The organism is Bacillus sp. H1a, from assembly GCF_000633475.1.
Classification (GTDB): Bacteria; Bacillota; Bacilli; order Bacillales; family Bacillaceae_G; genus Bacillus_A; species Bacillus_A paramycoides.
The window spans coordinates 82,659-99,534 of record NZ_AYMH01000037.1; the positions used below are offsets into that span (position 1 = coordinate 82,659).

At 35.0% G+C, this 16,876-nt stretch carries 17 protein-coding genes and 2 pseudogenes; 8 read left to right on the forward strand and 11 right to left on the reverse strand.

The window, feature by feature from the left end; translation table 11 throughout:
- Positions 1 to 12: 12 nt before the first annotated feature.
- Both U860_RS0116865 and U860_RS0116870 read right to left on the reverse strand, forming a co-directional pair.
- On the reverse strand, positions 13 to 1,911 hold the full coding sequence (locus tag U860_RS0116865) for a beta-glucoside-specific PTS transporter subunit IIABC (protein ID WP_025149484.1): 1,899 nt from the start codon (positions 1,909 to 1,911) through the stop codon (positions 13 to 15).
- A gap of 145 nt (positions 1,912 to 2,056) precedes the next feature.
- Positions 2,057 to 2,905, reverse strand: a complete 849-nt coding sequence (locus U860_RS0116870) for a PRD domain-containing protein (protein WP_025149485.1) — start codon at positions 2,903 to 2,905, stop codon at positions 2,057 to 2,059.
- A 551-nt stretch (positions 2,906 to 3,456) separates the two neighbouring features.
- Between U860_RS0116870 and U860_RS0116875 the strand changes: the two genes are divergently transcribed.
- A complete protein-coding gene (locus tag U860_RS0116875) occupies positions 3,457 to 3,723 on the forward strand; it encodes a YmzC family protein (RefSeq protein WP_025149486.1) in 267 nt (88 codons plus the stop codon).
- A gap of 17 nt (positions 3,724 to 3,740) precedes the next feature.
- Here the strand turns inward: U860_RS0116875 and U860_RS33545 are convergent.
- Positions 3,741 to 3,821, reverse strand: a pseudogene (locus U860_RS33545) (HPP family protein); the annotation flags it as partial.
- 143 nt (positions 3,822 to 3,964) lie between these two features.
- On the opposite strand from U860_RS33545, the gene U860_RS0116880 reads away from it, so the two are divergent.
- The 6 genes from U860_RS0116880 to U860_RS0116910 all read left to right on the forward strand — a co-directional run bounded on the left by U860_RS0116880 (position 3,965) and on the right by U860_RS0116910 (position 8,770).
- Positions 3,965 to 4,276 (forward strand): helix-turn-helix transcriptional regulator, encoded by a 312-nt coding sequence (locus tag U860_RS0116880; RefSeq protein ID WP_002170651.1) that lies wholly within the window; start codon positions 3,965 to 3,967, stop codon positions 4,274 to 4,276.
- Between the two features lie 289 nt (positions 4,277 to 4,565).
- Positions 4,566 to 5,741, forward strand: a complete 1,176-nt coding sequence (locus tag U860_RS0116885; RefSeq protein WP_025149487.1) for an MFS transporter — start codon at positions 4,566 to 4,568, stop codon at positions 5,739 to 5,741.
- A gap of 1,209 nt (positions 5,742 to 6,950) precedes the next feature.
- Positions 6,951 to 7,076 carry a YjcZ family sporulation protein gene (locus tag U860_RS31645; protein ID WP_002170647.1) on the forward strand — a complete coding sequence of 42 codons (126 nt, stop codon included), beginning with the start codon at positions 6,951 to 6,953 and terminating at the stop codon, positions 7,074 to 7,076.
- A 353-nt stretch (positions 7,077 to 7,429) separates the two neighbouring features.
- On the forward strand, positions 7,430 to 7,771 hold the full coding sequence (locus U860_RS0116900) for a PadR family transcriptional regulator (protein ID WP_025149488.1): 342 nt from the start codon (positions 7,430 to 7,432) through the stop codon (positions 7,769 to 7,771).
- Positions 7,764 to 8,246 (forward strand): hypothetical protein, encoded by a 483-nt coding sequence (locus tag U860_RS0116905; RefSeq protein ID WP_025149489.1) that lies wholly within the window; start codon positions 7,764 to 7,766, stop codon positions 8,244 to 8,246. Before U860_RS0116900 ends, U860_RS0116905 begins: the two co-directional genes overlap by 8 nt.
- The gene (locus U860_RS0116910; RefSeq protein ID WP_025149490.1) at positions 8,243 to 8,770 is read left to right on the forward strand and encodes a permease; all 528 of its coding nucleotides are present in this window, start codon (positions 8,243 to 8,245) and stop codon (positions 8,768 to 8,770) included. Before U860_RS0116905 ends, U860_RS0116910 begins: the two co-directional genes overlap by 4 nt.
- Before the next feature lie 60 nt (positions 8,771 to 8,830).
- Here U860_RS0116910 and U860_RS0116915 read toward each other — a convergent pair whose 3' ends face one another.
- Complete coding sequence (locus tag U860_RS0116915) at positions 8,831 to 10,306, reverse strand: MDR family MFS transporter (protein ID WP_025149491.1); 1,476 nt, start codon at positions 10,304 to 10,306, stop codon at positions 8,831 to 8,833.
- A gap of 142 nt (positions 10,307 to 10,448) precedes the next feature.
- Between U860_RS0116915 and U860_RS0116920 the strand changes: the two genes are divergently transcribed.
- Positions 10,449 to 11,024: a TetR/AcrR family transcriptional regulator gene (locus U860_RS0116920; protein WP_025149492.1), complete on the forward strand. Its 576-nt coding sequence runs from the start codon at positions 10,449 to 10,451 to the stop codon at positions 11,022 to 11,024.
- A gap of 45 nt (positions 11,025 to 11,069) precedes the next feature.
- On the opposite strand, the gene U860_RS0116925 is transcribed toward U860_RS0116920, so the two are convergent.
- The 7 genes and pseudogenes from U860_RS0116925 to U860_RS0116955 form a co-directional block, all read right to left on the reverse strand.
- A complete protein-coding gene (locus U860_RS0116925) occupies positions 11,070 to 11,729 on the reverse strand; it encodes a PspA/IM30 family protein (RefSeq protein WP_025149493.1) in 660 nt (219 codons plus the stop codon).
- A 2-nt stretch (positions 11,730 to 11,731) separates the two neighbouring features.
- Complete coding sequence (locus U860_RS0116930; RefSeq protein ID WP_025149494.1) at positions 11,732 to 12,277, reverse strand: hypothetical protein; 546 nt, start codon at positions 12,275 to 12,277, stop codon at positions 11,732 to 11,734.
- A 424-nt stretch (positions 12,278 to 12,701) separates the two neighbouring features.
- Positions 12,702 to 13,988, reverse strand: coding sequence for a replicative DNA helicase (gene dnaB / locus U860_RS0116935; protein WP_025149495.1), 1,287 nt, complete (start codon positions 13,986 to 13,988; stop codon positions 12,702 to 12,704).
- Positions 13,985 to 14,839, reverse strand: coding sequence for a DnaD domain protein (locus tag U860_RS0116940; protein ID WP_025149496.1), 855 nt, complete (start codon positions 14,837 to 14,839; stop codon positions 13,985 to 13,987). Before U860_RS0116940 ends, dnaB begins: the two co-directional genes overlap by 4 nt.
- 196 nt (positions 14,840 to 15,035) lie before the next feature.
- Positions 15,036 to 15,362 carry a nucleoside triphosphate pyrophosphohydrolase gene (locus U860_RS0116950; protein ID WP_025149497.1) on the reverse strand — a complete coding sequence of 109 codons (327 nt, stop codon included), beginning with the start codon at positions 15,360 to 15,362 and terminating at the stop codon, positions 15,036 to 15,038.
- A 54-nt stretch (positions 15,363 to 15,416) separates the two neighbouring features.
- Positions 15,417 to 15,555: pseudogene (locus U860_RS37030) on the reverse strand (MerR family transcriptional regulator); the annotation flags it as partial.
- A 126-nt stretch (positions 15,556 to 15,681) separates the two neighbouring features.
- Entirely contained in the window at positions 15,682 to 16,749 is a 1,068-nt protein-coding gene (locus tag U860_RS0116955; RefSeq protein ID WP_025149498.1) for a hypothetical protein, read from the reverse strand.
- Positions 16,750 to 16,876 lie beyond the last annotated feature (127 nt).

The window sequence follows — 16,876 nt, forward strand, 5'->3', positions numbered from 1 at the left end:
TATGAAATGTAACTACTCTTTAACTCCTAACTCTAGTAAGGAATCTCCTGCTTGAATCTTTTCTACTTCAGTTTTCTTAATGCTATATTTATCATAATTTGTAACAACAACTGGTGTTGTCACAATATAACCCGCCTTTTGAATTTCTGCTATATTAAATTCAATAAGTAATTGTCCTTTTTCTACTCTCGCTCCTTGTTCAATATGAGAAGAGAAAAATTCGCCATCTAGTTTCACAGTATCCATCCCAATATGGATTAAAATTTCAGCACCTGAATCCGCCGTAATTCCTACTGCATGATTCGTTGGGAAGAGCGCAGATATCGTACCTGAAACTGGTGAAAACAACTTTCCTTCTGAAGGCTCAATCGCAACTCCTTCACCTAACGCACCTGATGCAAATGCAGCATCATCAATATCTTGGAGCGGCTGAACAATACCATGAAAAGGACTAAAGATTACTTCATCATGGTTTGATGCAGCTATTTTATCAATTGTTTCAGCTGTTTCTGTAGATGTTTGCTTTTTAGTAAAACCGAATAAGTAAGTAAGAATAAAACCTAATATTAAAGAGACAACCATCGCAACAATTGCTCCCCAAAATCCAGCTGTAATCCCATCTTTCGGGCTAATGAATGTTGGAAGCGCAAATATACCAAGTCCACCTGTCATAAATCCTTGTGTACCGAATACACCAAGTATTCCACCGCCAATTCCTCCAGCAATACAGCTCATAATAAACGGCTTTTTAAGAGGAAGTGTAATACCATAAATCGCCGGTTCTGTAACTCCGAAAATACCCGAAATAAAAGCTGGAATACTAAGTGTTTTTAATTTTTGTTCTTTCGTTTTCATCCAAACTCCAAGAACAGCACCAATTTGAGCAAATGAAGCAGCGAATATAAGCGCTAGTATCGGATCGATACCGTGCACTGCTAAATTATTAAAGCCAATCGGAACAATTCCCCAATGAAGACCGAAAATAACAAGTACTTGCCAGAAAGCGCCCAGTAGTACTCCTGCTACTAACGGGCTTAAATTATAAATCCAAAGTGTGGCCTGACCTAAAAACTGTCCTGCCCACGTCGCAATTGGGCCAATAACGAGAAATGTAACTGGTACAACGATTAATAATGTAAAGAATGGTACTAAAAATGTTTTCACAACATCCGGAATAACTTTCTTTAAAGACCTTTCTACTTTCGCTCCAAAATAAGCAGCGAGAATAATTGGAATAACAGATGATGCATAACTCATTAATATAACTGGTATTCCTAAAAACGTAATATGAATCGGTGATTCAAACATCGTTCCTGCAAATAACGTAAATAATGGCTCACTTGCTTTTAAACCTGATAAAGCCGGATAAACTAAAGCTCCCCCAATTGCCATACCAATGAATGGTGATCCTCCAAATTTCTTACTTGCTGTATATCCTAAGAAGATTGGGAAGAAATAAAATAACGAATCGCCAACTGCATTTAATATTTGATACGTTCCTGATTGAGTACTTAACCAACCTAACGCTATAAATAAGGCATTAAATCCTTTAATCATCCCTGTTGCCGCTAATACTCCTAAAATAGGAGTAAAGATACTAGAAAGAATATCTATAAGACTACTCTTCTTCTTCTTCTCACTAGTAGCTTCTTCCTCTGTTTCTTGAAACCCTCCAGCCGAAACGACCGCTTTATACACATCAGACACATGGTTACCAATAACAACTTGATATTGTCCACCGCTTTTCATAACAGTCACAATGTCTTCCATATTTTTCAGTATCTCTGTATTTGCTTTCCCCTCATCTTTTAATTGAAACCGTAAACGCGTTATACAATGTACAACACTATTTATATTTTCTCTTCCGCCAACATTTTTCAGTATGTCTTTTGCCAATTGTTCATACTTCATAGTAGTTCTCCCTCCTTACAATCATCCCATTTATCATTTTTATAAAAGAAAAAACCTAAACTAACCCTAACGCGTGATACATACGAATCACTCCATTAGAAGTCAATTTAGGTTTTGCCTGCCAAACAGTAACAATCCCGTTTATTCAATTACATAATTCATTGCGTTTCGTTACACGATGAATGTGCAACGTTAAATACACTTTTTCATCTTTTGAAAGATGATTATTATGTGCTTTTTGTAAGTATGCCTCAATTTTTTCTGTACAACAATATGCTTCATAATACTTACTTTTTACTTGCTCATATAAAAAATCATCATCGGCCGAATTTAATTCCTTCTGCATTAAACGCTGGGCGAAATATCGTAAATGCGTTACAAACCGACTATAATTAAATGAATTTTCATCTACGTTCATCTTATAGTGGTACTTTACAACATTTAAAATATCTTGGACGATTTTCGTCATCGCCACCGTTTGCTGCATCGCTGGTTCTCCTTGTTGAGCATTAACGAAATGCAATGCGATTGATCCAGCTTCATCTTCTGAAAGTCTAAATCCAGTCTCTTCTTCAATAATATTTAAAGCTTGTAAACCGATTTCAAACTCTTTCTGATAGAACCTTTTAATTTCCCAAAGCAATGTATTTTTAAGATCCATTCCTTCTTTATGTCTCGTCAATGCGAAACTTAAGTGATCAGTTAATGTAAGATAAATATAATCACTTAAAGGTCCTGACAAAACTGTCTTAGCAGATTGAATAATTCTCTCTGTAATTTCAAGATTCTCCACAGGAATTTCAGTTAACAACCTAGCAAGTTTCTCAGATAATTCTTTTGTTTCTATAACAAAGGTTTTTTCTATCTTAGATTCATCAATTGTATCGCCTACTTTTTTCTGAAATCCCAAACCTCTGCCCATTAGTACTACTTCAGTTTCATTCTCCTTTTTCGTGCAAACAACATTGTTATTTAAGATTTTGTGGATCTTCATATTGTTCCACCTTCTTTTTCTTATAAAGTCACAAAAGGTAATAAAAAAACCTAAACTGATTCCAAAAAACTACACATGTAGCCCCTTTGGATCAATTTAGGTTTTGCCTGCCGAACAGTAACAATCCTTTTACTTATTAACTTAACTTTATTATACACAACGAGTAAGCGTTTGCAATAACAAATTATTGAACATTTTTTTACAAGGGAAAACAAGTACCTAATAATTTTTCAGTTTTTTCTTAAATTCCATAAAGGACTTCCCTTTCTTAATCAATATACTACACCAAATGTACGATTCTGAATAATTAAGCATAATTATCCCACAAATTCCATATAGACCCATTATTGGTTAAAATGTTATAATTGAATTACCCTACATAGTTACTCATAGTCAGACTGAGAAACTAACGTCTTATTAAGCAATGCGCATAACTCAAATAAAAAAGACACTTTACAGTGTCTTTTTTATTTACATTCTATTCATTATTTTTTCATAAGAATTATCTCTTTTATACACAAAATCTAACAAACAACAAAGGAGACTACCAAATGGAAAATTCTATTACAAGAGAACTACGTTACATACGTGTATGCCTTATCATCTTGATCATTGTCGTTGCATTCTGGGACCGTGAAAAAGTTGTGGAAATCACTGATCATGGTAGCGATCCTACCTCAAACATCAGCAATATGACCCAAATCGGTGAGAATACATTTGCAGACAAAGATAACTTTGGTCAAATTAAAATATTTAAGTTTAACCCTGATACATACGAAGTACAACTAATAAGAGAGTTTACTGCTGAGGAATATTAATTAAATAAAGCTAGATGAAATAAATGATATATTGATAGACCGATGAAAGTTGAAATAAAATGACCACCAATAATATTACGTGGCTGAGATAATGGTGCAACTTTTTATAAATTCACATCCAGAAAAAAAGCCCTATTACTAGAGCATCTCATTCACATTTAAAAGAATCTACATATACCTTCTTCTCCTAAAATCAGCAAAAACCCATTTACAAATCTATAAAAGCAGATATAATATCCTTATGGAACCTTCATTAATTTATAAAGCATTGTCAAATGAAACAAGATGTCAAATTTTATCATGGCTAAAGAATCCAGAAGACCATTTCGACGAAAAACCTTATTTAGAACAAGGGATTAATTTTCAGATTGGAGTGTGTGTAGGAGATATCCAGCTTAAAACTGGCTTAGCCCAATCGGTTATTTCTAGTTATTTATTAACTATGAAAAAGGCAGGACTACTAGACTCTGACCGAATTGGCAAATGGACATACTATCGTCGAAATGAAGAAACAATACGAGAGTTTTCTGAATACGTCCAAAACGAATTATAAAAGTAAAAGCTAATAATCAATTAGCATACCAATTGATTATTAGCTTTACACATTCTGCTTTTTTACAGGTATCCAATTACTTTTTTATAAAATTGCACTACCTATAAAAGCAAGAAACATAGAAAGGAGAAAATTTTTTAACATATCATATCTAGTTATTTAGATATATGTTATTGTATTTAAAATTACATAATCCTGATAATATTGACATCCAATCATACTTGTAATGCACATTTCTTTGTTAATGAATTTACTTTCAAAATACTAATACGAATGGAGAGTTGTATAAATGAAAAAAGTAAATCCTTTACTTATTCTGACACTCGCAATAGGTGTGTTCGGAATTATTACTACTGAAATGGGTATTGTCGGTGTATTACCACAAATCACTCAGAAATTCGGTATTTCAACTGCACAAGCCGGATTTTTAGTAAGTATATTCGCACTAGTTGTTGCTATTTCTGGCCCGTTTCTAATTCTGCTCGTCTCTAGTATTAATCGCAAAATAATTTTATTAACAGCAATCTTTATTTTTGTTATTTCAAATATAATCTACGCTTATACAACACAATTTGAAATCATGCTTATTTTTCGTATTTTACCGGCAGCACTTCATCCACTCTTCTTTTCAATCGCCCTTGTAACTGCTGCTAAACTTGTCCCACCAGAAAAGAGTGGTCAAGCAGTTACAAAAGTTTTCATGGGCATTACTGTTGGATTTGCTCTAGGTGTACCATTAACCTCTTACCTTGCAGACCAGTTTTCACTCGAAATTGCTTTCTTATTCGGAGCGCTTGTTAACACCCTTGCATTCATTGGAATATTAATCTTCCTTCCTTCTATGCCTGTTAAAGAAAAAATGTCTTTCGGCAAACAAATTCGTATACTCGGAAAACCAGGATTATGGTTAAATATTTTAACCGTCACATTCCTTTTTGCAGCCATGTTTTCCGTATACAGCTACTTCGCCGAGTACCTTGCAAAAGTAACTTCCATGAATGGATCTCTCATCAGTATCATGCTATTCATATTTGGTATAGTTATGATTTTAGGTAATCATTTATTTGGTGGTCTCCTGCAAAAAAGCATAGTAAACACCGTAATATCATTCCCTATTTTATATTCTGTTGTTTACATATTGGTTTATTATTTAGGTTCCTACCTTGTTCCAATGATTTTCATGGTATTCATTTGGGGAATCGTACATGCTGGTGGATTAATTGTTGGCCAAACATGGTTAATAAGCGAAGCAAAAGAAGCACCTGAATTTGGTAATAGCCTATTCGTTTCATTCTCAAACCTCGGAATTACTTTAGGAACATCAATTGGAGGCTGGTTCATTTCAAACTTAGGTATTCACCAGCTTATTTGGAGCGGATTTATATTTACACTACTTTCATTTCTATTAATTATAATAAAACTAAAATTTTTCAATTCTAATAGCCAGGCTTCGTTATCGAGCTAGTACATTATAAATTCTTCTCCATATAGAATACAGGTTGTTTTTCTTGTAAGATTTTACAAACAAAAAAGTATGATGATCGAAGCCTTTAGCCATAATTATGACTAAAGGCTTTTTTTGTAAAAAAATAAACACCTATAAAAAGGAGCTAATTTTATGGAACATAATAAAAATGGAATACTTGCTTTAGTTGTTTTTGTTTTAGGATTAGTGTTTTTTGTTAGTGGTATGGTCTATTTCTTATGGGGATCAGTTTAAAGCATAATGGAATTGTATTATTGTAGACGTTTATAAAATAAATCTACATACACAAAACCCCTCAAGTATATCATTCCGTACTTGAGGGGTTTCTACTTTCTGATTTAAAACATGTTAGTCTGTTTCATAATAATTTGAAGATATTTCAAATTTACGATAGCTCAAGTCGGAGTGTGGGCACCTTATGGTGTCTTTTCTTTTTTTAAAATCTCTACTCATTCAAATTATATAAACATAAAATACGTCCATTCAACTAGCTATGTGTATATCCACTCGAATATGAGAGTGTGAACTCAAGGTGTTAAGACAGTAAATTGGGCTGCTAAAAAGATTGTTTTTCTGTATAATTTCCGAGTAAATATGAACATATAAGTAGATCCACATTCCCATTGATAATGAGTATCCTTTTACAAAAAAGCTCCATTGCTGAAGCACTCAAAAAATAATATAGTTAAAACAAATAACAGACAACTAAAATATACAATTAAATATCATAAAATTTATATATATGCAACATTACATAGAATTCCTGATTATTAAATGTTATACTAAAACAGGAGTCGACAATTGTTATTTTCTTCTTATTTTTAAAGCACTAGGATATACCTTATTAACTCATTTGGATTGTATAAGAAAAGAAGACATCTTAATTGATGTCTTCTTTTCTTATGCTTTTATTAATCCTTTTGAGTAGATGCTCTCCAATCACGAAAAGATGTTGGGCGTCCAGAATTAGCCATAAAGATCTCCCTTCTCCCAATTCACAGAATAAAATACAATATGTAAACAACATAGCACCCGTGGCAAAAGCAAGACCGTCAATTCTCTTAAAATACCGAGTGCTTTTATTTTTTCAAAAGGACCTGCTCCATTAATCCGTAAAAACATAAAGTGAATTAAGTCCATTAACGTACATGTGTGACCTTAATTCTCTTTATGAAAGGAGGGATTGATATGGGCTATGGCGGTAGTTGTGGTGGAGGCTGTGGTTTTGGCGGTGGATTCGCCTTACTTGTTGTACTCTTCATCTTATTAATCATAGTTGGAGCTAGCTGTTGTGGCGGCGGATTCGGCTGCTAAGAAGAGGCACTCTTGAGAGTGTCTTTTTTTTATTTCTCAATATGCAACTAACATATATATGTTACTATCAAAATGCGAGATTCCCAAAGCGTAATATAGTAGTTTACCAACTCTAAAAGCCACTGTCACAAGAAAACAGTAGGCTTTTATTTTTTTATCTAACAAAATTAGAAAAGGAATCACCAATTGCCCAATTATACTTTCCCCCTAATATTTATTGTTATTTCCCCCTCGGTAACATTTGAAGTGCACATTTTAAAATTGACATGGCATTCTATTCACCATATACTGTCATTAACAGTATACTGTTAATGACAGTATATATTCAAAAATCATTTTAAGGAGGTATATTCATGAAACATACAGGAAGACATACAGGTGCATTTCTTTTGTTATTTTTAGCCGAGGGAGATAATTATGGTGGGCAACTATTGCAGAAATGCGAAGAAGAACTTCCGGTCAATCCAATTGATAGTGCGATCCTATACCGCACACTGAAGAAATTAGAAAACGAAGGTGCTATTGAATCTTATGTAAATACATCAGTTCAAGATAAACCGAGAAAGATGTACAAAATTACTACAGCCGGAAAAGAACAATTAGCAGATTTTCAAATGGATATTGAAGAAAAAATGAAAAACTTATCATTTTTCTTAGACAAATATAAAGACTTAAAGGAATCTAATCATGATTAATGGTGTCATCCTTTACACTTTAGCCATTATTCTTACGGGGATTTCTTTTATGAAGGATCGTAATAAAACGAAAGATGCTCTATTTAAGTCATGGAAAATATTTCGAAACCTTCTACCCGCCATGCTCTCCATTATGCTTTTCGTCGGACTATCACTTTCTATATTAACGCCGTCCTTCATCTCTTCCATCATTGGAGAAAAGTCCGGATTCATAGGTATTATTTATTCAGCACTACTTGGCTCCGTTGCACTCATTCCAAGCTTTGTCGTGTTCCCACTTGGCAATACATTAGTCCAACATGGTGCAGGCCTCCCTCAAGTTGCAGCACTCATGTCTACACTAATGTCAGTAGGAATTACAACCTTGCCGATGGAACAAAAGATATTCGGGCGAAGCTTTGCTTACGCTCGTAATGCATCTGCATTACTCATGTCCCTCTTATTCTCATATATCATTTGGGTGGTGATGGTATGAATGAACTAAAAAGATATCGTTTCTTTTTCATTTTGCTAATTGGGCTCATCGTATTAACTTTTATAAACCAATCTTTAGGATGGAGCGCATTACAATTAACGGGGAATAGTATTTTAGATATGCTGTTTCTCCTTCCTCCTGTCCTAGTATTTGTAGGGTTACTTGATCAATGGGTGAAGAAAGAAACATTAATTAAATATATGGGAGAAAAATCCGGTATATATGGAATCTTATTCTCTCTATTATTAGGAGGAATTGCAGCAGGTCCCCTCTACGTCGCTTTTCCGATTGCAGCACTTCTATTAAAAAAAGGCGCAAGCATTAGGTACATCGTATTTTTCTTAGGCGTTTGGACAACTGCAAAATTACCAATTATGGTGTATGAATTTTCTTCATTCGGAACTACATTTACACTCATTCACATTTGCTTCGGTCTATTCTTCTTCTATGTAATGGGCATCATTTTTGAGAAGTTTTATGATCAACGGCAATTGTTGCAGTATGATATAACGAAAGAAATGTAAAAAGACATCTTTAATCATAAAGATGTCTTTTTTTACATTAACCTTCAACTACATACCTTATTAATTCTCGCTCTGTAAAACCCCCGTTGCTTCTACTCCCTTCTTCTGTTCTTTTAAAAATAGCGATACGATAAAAGCAACAACGATAAAGATTAATCCAAGTGTAAATGCACCTTGGAAGCCGGATGTTAAACCGTTTAACTTCTCTACTGGATCCATTGGATTTGCTGAGCTTTCCATATACCTAGTTGTACCTGAAGACATTTTAGAGATAAATATAGCTGTACCAATTGCGCCAGCTACTTGCTGTAACGTATTAAACAGCGCTGTACCGTGCGGATATAGCTCTAGTGTTAGTTGATTTAAACCGTATGTTTGTGCTGTCATTACAAACATGAGTCCAACCATTAATACGCTGTGCATGATAATAATTTGTAGCATTGTTGTGTCAGGAGTAATGCCTTTAAATAAAAACATTGCAATACCTACGAACACAATACCAGGAATGATAATAACTTTCGGGCTAAATTTATCAAATAGTTTACCTGCAATCGGTCCCATTATGGCACTAATAATACTACCTGGAAGCATTATAACTCCTGATTTAAAGGCTGTAACAAGTAAAACTGTTTGCAGGAACATCGGTAATAAAGTCATCGTTGAAAATAGCGACATCATAACAATCACGATTAATCCAACCGATAACGTAAACATCGGAACTTTAAATGCGCGTAGTTCTAAAATTGGATTCTCTATTTTTAATTGGCGAACAACAAAAATGGATAGTGATATAAGCCCAACAATTAAAGAGCAATACACTTTCGCATCTGACCATCCTAAATCACCTGATGCACTAAAGCTATACACAATACCACCGAATCCTAATGTCGATAAAAGAATGGATGGATAATCAACTTTTGGCCTTGTTAGCTCCGTCACATTTTGAATGTACTTCATTCCAATTACAATGGAAATGATTACGATAGGAATAACAATGTAGAATAACCAGCGCCAATTAAGTGAATCAACGATTATTCCTGATAATGTAGGACCAATTGCTGGAGCGGACATCATAACAAGTGCGATTAAGCCCATTGTGGCACCACGTTTTTCAGGTGGACAAATAATTAAAATCGTATTCATTAATAACGGTGAAATTAACCCCGTAGCTACTGCTTGGACAATACGGCCAACTAATAAAACAGAAAATGTCGGTGCGAAGCCCGCAATTAATGTACCGACTAAAAATGTTACCATAGCGATCAAGAACATCTGTCTCGTTGTGAGCCATTGCTGAAGTAATGCTGTAATCGGCACTAAAACCCCAACAACTAACATGTAAGCTGTAGAAAGCCATTGAATTGTTGAAGCTGTTACATCAAATTCTTTCATTAATACGGTTAATGCGTTACCAAGTAATGTTTCGTTTAATAATGCAACCATTGCCCCTAAAAGTAATGCAATTAAAATTGGGGCATGTTTCATATTAGAAGTATCAACTTTGCCACTTGTAGGGCTCTTAGTTGTCATATTCATTTCGTAATTCTCCTCCTGTTTTTTACTTAAAAAGCTTTATATACACCGGAACACATGTAATATAATATACACATGTAGATTAAAAAGGGAGAATCAATGTTCAGCCGTTGTATATTTAATCTACAAAAAAGGAGAATTGTAGATGAACGATAATGAAAAACAACTTGATTTACGCATTAGACGTACACATAAATTACTTTGGGATTCCTTATTTGAATTAATGACACAATCAAGGCAGAAATATAGTACCATCACGATTAACCAAATTTGTGATCGTGCGATGGTACATCGAACAACATTTTACAAGCATTTTGAAGACAAAGATGCTTTATTAGCATTTGGATTTAAACGATATGGCGAGATGATTGCTGAAATACCGCTTTTAGATCGATTAAGCAAGCCGTTTCAAGTGATGGAACAATTTCTGCATCATGAAGAAATCGGTAAAATATTAGAATCGCAAATGTCTGACGAACAATTTATTAACCGTATACATTATTTAAGCCATGAGACAAGAAAACAGGAAACGGATGCGTTAAATCAACTGTGTAAAAATCATACGATGCCAAATGATTTAATCATCGAATTTTATTCAGGGGTAATCACATCATTAAGCGCATGGTGGTTTCAAAACGGAAGAGAAATTTCTGCGGCAGAAATGGATACACACTTCCATCAACTCATTAATCGAAATATTTTTCAGTTTGAAAAGGAATAATTTTATCAATAAAAAAAGCCCATATGAAATGGGCTTTTTTACATATTATTTATTCTCTTTTAATTTCTCTAACTCCCGCTGTACTTCTTCTTGTAAATTTTGATCTAACACTTCTTGTTGATTCGGAGACTTTAAATTATAAAAATAGTTACTAGCAGCTGTTTCTGCTTCTAGCTTTTGCACATACGATTCAATGCGTGCAAAGCCTTTCGCTGTACTTTCTGTATGGAACGAATCAATTGCTCTGTTGCTCTCTTTTATCGCTTGCGCCGCATTTAACCGTGAGACAAGAACTAGTTCTTTATATTGCAACTCTCCATATTTCTTTTGCAGTTTGTCAATTTGTTCATAAAGCGTCGCTGTTTGCTCTTTTGTTATTTCGTACTGCTTACGATACAGTTCCGCTTTTTTCTCATTCACAATTTTTTCTTGCAGGGCTAACTGTGCCATATGATCTTCTTCGCGTGATACTGCAAGTTCCGCTTGGCGAGTTCTCTTCACAATAAGAGCATCCGTTTCTGAAATTAATGCTTCATATTTCTTTTCTAAATAATATTGATGCGAAAGTGCTTTTTCAGCCTTCGTAATTTGCTGTTCTGTTTCGCGAAGATATTGCTTTAACATGTTAGTAGGTTTTTCTAGCTTATCTAACGTTTGATGCACATCCGCCACTACAATATTTTTAATACGTTTTAAAATACCCATTATTACTTCTCCTCCTTACGAATATTACGTTCCCATTGATCTAAAATATCTACTTGTTTTTGTACTTGAAAGTCGCTGTATAAATCTATATCAGTTGCCATTCTTTTTTCTTTTAATTTTTTATATGCCCAAACAATCGTTGCAACAAATGCAAGCATCGGAAGGACCGGTAATAAACCAATAACTAGGAGCAATATGCCTGTCCACTTTTTAACCATATTCCCTTCAGACTTACGAAGCATGAACCAGCCGAAAAGAACAAATCCAAACGCTAACAGGAATGGTATGAAGAATAAACCTTCAAACTCTTTTTCATGGTGTTTTTCATGATGCTGATTTCGCTCAAAGTTATTAAACTTTTCTTTTTGTGTAACGAAAGCTTCTCTTTCTTTATCGTGAGAAACAGTATACGCCGCTTGCTTATGCTTCTCATGATCCCACCTGTCAAACTTCATACTATGTAATCCAAACAATAGTAATGCCAGAAGTAACGGAAGGATCAAAATCCATTTTAACCAACGTAATTTTTTACGTTTATTCTTTTTCATCTGTTCACCACCATCTATCATTCGTTTTGAGATAAGTAAAAAATGTATTACCTTCCTTTATCTTTGATACATATGAGTGTAAAACTTAGACGTGAGAAGAGAATGAAAGAAACATGATGAATATATGAGAAATATATAAGAAATTTCTCATAATTATTTCAAAACTAAATAACCCAACTTCTCCATATAAAATAGAGAAATTGGGTTATTTTTCATTATTTCTATTCACTTTAGAAACTTACATCTAATTTCTTAGCTACTTCTTCTATTTTATCCCGCATTAACGGGCAGTAAGACTCCCAACTTAAAATTTGGCGAATGCAAGGAAGTTAGTTGGGAGACCCACTGCCCGTAAAAGCCCGATTGGTTCAACTAATAATCAGTGGGGATGGAAAAAACCCCCACTGATTAAAGTTTCACTCTATCATCCACCTTCCACAAACCGCCCAAACTCCTTCAAAAATCTCAATTTAAAACTCCCAACAGGCCCGTTCCTATGCTTCGCCACATGGATCTCCGTCATCTCTTTCTGCACAGTTTCCTTATCGTAATAATCTTCACGATACATAAGCATAATCACATCCGCATCTTGCTCAATCTGTCCCGTCTCTCTTAAATCAGATAAAAGCGGGCGCTTATCTTGACGTGACTCTACTGAACGAGACAATTGCGACAACGCTACTACACATACATTTAAATCACGAGCTAATAACTTGAGCTTACGTGAAATTTCACTTATCTCCTGAAATCGATTGCCCCTATACTTCGGATCACCTGTAATGAGCTGCAAATAATCTACAATGACTAAAAGCTTTTTATCGCCATGCTTCCTCTTTAACTTACGAGCTTGCATCCAAATCTCCTGCACCGTAACGCCAGCCTTATCATAAATCTCAAGCGGCAATTCACCAATCTCCGCAAACGCCTTACTCACCTTTTCCCAGTCCTCTATCGTAAAACGATGCTTCGGATTTTTTAACCTTCCCCCTGACACCTCGCCCGCGCAAGACGCCATCCTTTTTAACAATTGCTTACTACTCATTTCTAACGAAAACAGTCCAACTGCTGATCCAGACTTCGCCGCATGCAAGGCAATATTTAACGCAAACGCCGTTTTTCCCATAGAAGGACGCGCACCAAGGACGACAAAATCACCCTCCTGCAAACCGCACGTCATCTTATTTAGCGATTTATAACCAGTCTCAATACCAGTATTCTCTTTCGTATCTTGATGAAGCTCTTCATATAGCCCAACTAAAGCATCCTTCAAATCAAACTCACATACGCAGTCCTTTTCTTCTAGCTCACAAAGTGCGGTAATCGTCTCACCAATAATTTTCTCATTCTTCTCCGCAATAAGACGCTCTCCCATCTTGTGCCCGAGAACGCCAGCCTGATACATTTTCCACGCGCCTCGAACAAGCCCCTCATAATAAGAAAAGTTGGCAATCGTAGGCACGCCCTCTATTAACCCTATAAAATACTCCACTCCCCCGATACTCTCCAAAAAATTGGGATTCATCCTAGAAACGAGCGTCACAAGATCAATTGGTTGCCCTTCATCTTCAATTTTTCGCATTAACCGAAATATAGCCTTGTGCACTGGCATAGAAAAATAATGCTCCGTCAAACGGCACTCCTTAATAAGCTCTCCTTCCATTAAAAGAGAGCCTAATACCGTCTTTTCCGCCTCCACATTTTGAATACTCACGGTCGCCACCCGCGTTCCGTTAAGAACCGTTGCAACTCTTCCTCTGACGGCGCATTCTTCTCCCACTCTTCACACTTCGCCAAAAACTTCTCCGTCTCCCCAGTACTAACAGGTGACTCCTTCTGTCGAAACTTCGACGTCGCCTCCTCAACCTCAGAAACCTTCGTATATCCCTTCCCGTGCCAATCTCGCAAAATCCCCTTCACATAAGCAATCCTCCGCTTATTATTTTCATACGCAATTTGAAGAGCCTTCAGCACAAGATCCTCTGACAAATCAACCATCCACTCACTCAGTTCCTCTGCCACATAAGGAGACAAACTACCGAAATGTTGCTCATAAAATGTGTACACTCTACTTCCCGTTTCTTCCTCTATAACCTCTTCTTCCGCCTCTTCACAAACCAGATCAACATCAACAGCCAAATCACCAGGCATACCGAAATGAGCTAAAAGCATCGGAACATTTAGCTCCTCCTCCACGCACTTACGAAGAAACATATGTACAAATCCCTTATTTTTCACACTCTTCAACTCACAAAGCACACACTTCTCCACATTCGTATTCGTCACAGGATTATAACGAAGCCAATTTAAAATAAATAACTCCTTTGTCTCCGCATCATAAAGAACCTTTCCATAATCAATGAAGCGCTGCACTAACTTATCAACAGTCCCCCTGTTATAACCAGTCTCCATCTCAGCTAACCGCTTCGGAAAAGGAAAAATCCCGCACTGCGTCGTCTTCGAACAAGTTAACAAGTATACATAAAAATACCGCTCCTCCGGCGTCAAATCCAAAACAAAATCATCCTGCCAAAAATTCACCTGCACATTACGATACACCGCCATCCCAATTCCTCCCGTCCCCATTCAAAAATGAAAATTTCCTCTTTGTACTATATATAGGAAGGAGGAACTGGTTTTTGGCGTGTTATTTCAAATTTTTTTCACTACTACTACGATGCTTGTTCTTGTAGTTGTTTTTGTTTTGTTTTTTCTTAGCGATTTATTACTTGGTAGGGGCTTGGTAGGGGCTTGGTAGGGGCTAGTTGTCGGTTACTTCGATTAGGAAGACTCGATCTGAAAAGCCACCTCGTTCTTCTGCTTTCTTTTTACGGATGTTGTTGATTTCTTCTAGTGTTGTGCCTTCGTGTTCGGCTAGGGCGTTAATTAGTTCTAGGAGGTCGGATAGTTCTTCGAGTTTATGTTCTTTTGTTGTTGCTTCTAGGTATTCGGTTAGTTCTTCTTGTGTTTTTTTGCAGATTTCTGTTATGTATTCATTTTCGGATAAAGTTTTTGTTGTGCATGTTTTTCCGTTGGTTTTTATTATTTGTGGGATTTTGTCTCGGACTAGTTTGTTGTAGGTTGGCATGGGGATTCCCCTCCGTTAGGTTTTTCTTCTATTATAATGGAAAAAGCAGTTTAACTAGGTGTTAAACTGCTTCATTGCTTCTTTTATATAGTTTTCTTCTTCGGTTGTGAAGATGGTTGGGAATTCGGATAGTGAACTTATGCCTTTTAACTATTATCATACTTTCTAAATTAATTTGTGAAATATCAAGATAATACATAGTTTCTCCTACTTCAGGATAGAGGAGAGCATTCAATCTTTTCAAATCCACTATATATAAATCTCTAAAAACCACTCTCATTCTTTTACCGATTAGAAAGGCTTTTTATATAATATTCCGTTACTTCCACCCCTTTTTAGTACTTAAAAATTCTTTCACATCATTTTCAAGAACTAAACATAAGCTCCTTAACTTATCTAATCTTTCTTCTACACTTTCATTTTGTATAATAAAATTATATAAACGTTTTTCTTGAATCTTACTGTAATGCTTATTTATTTGTTCCATTTCGTCCATATTCCAATTACATTTAGAAAAATCTATTTCTATAAAAGGCGGATGAGTAAACTTCTCACTACCACTAAACATATACTTCATTTTCATTGAATCAAATATTAACCAAAGTAATTCATCCCTTGTTACAAACACTGGAACCTTTTTCGCAGAGCTAAATCTTCCACTCACTAGTGTAGGTAACGTAAGGTCTAATGCAGCATTCCAAATTCCATGTATAAAGTGTGGAATAGTTTTCTTACTCGGATGGATTAATCTTACAGCCTTAGGATGACCACTCAATAATAAATTACCATAAATTACATGAGTTAAACTCATTATATTGATTTCATTAGCTAGAAAATCAATATAATTAATCATTTTTTTTACATTAGAAGATTCAGTTACATCATTATAAATTAAATACAATTTAAGTAAACATGCATAACTTAAAATAATCAAATTTTGAAATGAATTTTCTTGCTCTAAACTTTCAGCTTTAGATGATTTTCGTTTTGACTTATCTTTTACAGGTTCCGAAAATTGAATTAATTTACCATGTTCAATTATTTGTAGAAAATCCATTTTGAATAGATCTCTTAAAATATCAACTGTTTCATCTAACTTCTCATAATTAATTTTAAAATTATTAAGATTCCTACAGGATTCCTCTACTCCTAGAGAATAATCAATGGATACATTATATTGTTCAATATGCATAAAATTTTTTTTCAATTCATACCAAAGTACTTCATCTACTATTGTCTTACTAGGTGTCCTATAAAACTCTCTAAGATATATACAAATATTAGTATCTAATTGTAATTGGATTACACTTGGATTTAATATCTTTACCAAATCTTCTATAGACCTAATTTCTTCTCTAATATACATAGAACTATATCTAAATTTCATAATTTTATTCCCCTCCACTTTGGTTTCCGTTACATATCCCCTAATTTGACTTTTAATTTGATAGGAGTTCAAAAGAGACATTTGCTATCCAGGGATCATTGATTATGAAGAAATACCCTTATGATAT

Excerpts from the sequence above, each read along its gene's own strand:
- U860_RS0116885 (WP_025149487.1), top strand. The coding sequence starts at position 4,566 with ATGAAAAAAGTAAATCCTTTACTTATTCTGACACTCGCAATAGGTGTG.
- U860_RS0116900 (WP_025149488.1), top strand. The coding sequence starts at position 7,430 with ATGAAACATACAGGAAGACATACAGGTGCATTTCTTTTGTTATTTTTA.
- U860_RS0116920 (WP_025149492.1), top strand. The coding sequence starts at position 10,449 with ATGAACGATAATGAAAAACAACTTGATTTACGCATTAGACGTACACAT.
- U860_RS0116880 (WP_002170651.1), top strand. The coding sequence starts at position 3,965 with ATGGAACCTTCATTAATTTATAAAGCATTGTCAAATGAAACAAGATGT.
- U860_RS0116865 (WP_025149484.1), bottom strand. The coding sequence starts at position 1,911 with ATGAAGTATGAACAATTGGCAAAAGACATACTGAAAAATGTTGGCGGA.
- U860_RS0116915 (WP_025149491.1), bottom strand. The coding sequence starts at position 10,306 with ATGAATATGACAACTAAGAGCCCTACAAGTGGCAAAGTTGATACTTCT.
- U860_RS0116875 (WP_025149486.1), top strand. The coding sequence starts at position 3,457 with ATGGAAAATTCTATTACAAGAGAACTACGTTACATACGTGTATGCCTT.
- U860_RS0116905 (WP_025149489.1), top strand. The coding sequence starts at position 7,764 with ATGATTAATGGTGTCATCCTTTACACTTTAGCCATTATTCTTACGGGG.
- U860_RS0116930 (WP_025149494.1), bottom strand. The coding sequence starts at position 12,277 with ATGAAAAAGAATAAACGTAAAAAATTACGTTGGTTAAAATGGATTTTG.
- U860_RS0116870 (WP_025149485.1), bottom strand. The coding sequence starts at position 2,905 with ATGAAGATCCACAAAATCTTAAATAACAATGTTGTTTGCACGAAAAAG.
- U860_RS0116925 (WP_025149493.1), bottom strand. The coding sequence starts at position 11,729 with ATGGGTATTTTAAAACGTATTAAAAATATTGTAGTGGCGGATGTGCAT.
- U860_RS0116940 (WP_025149496.1), bottom strand. The coding sequence starts at position 14,839 with ATGGCGGTGTATCGTAATGTGCAGGTGAATTTTTGGCAGGATGATTTT.
- U860_RS0116955 (WP_025149498.1), bottom strand. The coding sequence starts at position 16,749 with ATGAAATTTAGATATAGTTCTATGTATATTAGAGAAGAAATTAGGTCT.
- U860_RS31645 (WP_002170647.1), top strand. The coding sequence starts at position 6,951 with ATGGGCTATGGCGGTAGTTGTGGTGGAGGCTGTGGTTTTGGCGGTGGA.
- U860_RS0116910 (WP_025149490.1), top strand. The coding sequence starts at position 8,243 with ATGAATGAACTAAAAAGATATCGTTTCTTTTTCATTTTGCTAATTGGG.
- U860_RS0116950 (WP_025149497.1), bottom strand. The coding sequence starts at position 15,362 with ATGCCAACCTACAACAAACTAGTCCGAGACAAAATCCCACAAATAATA.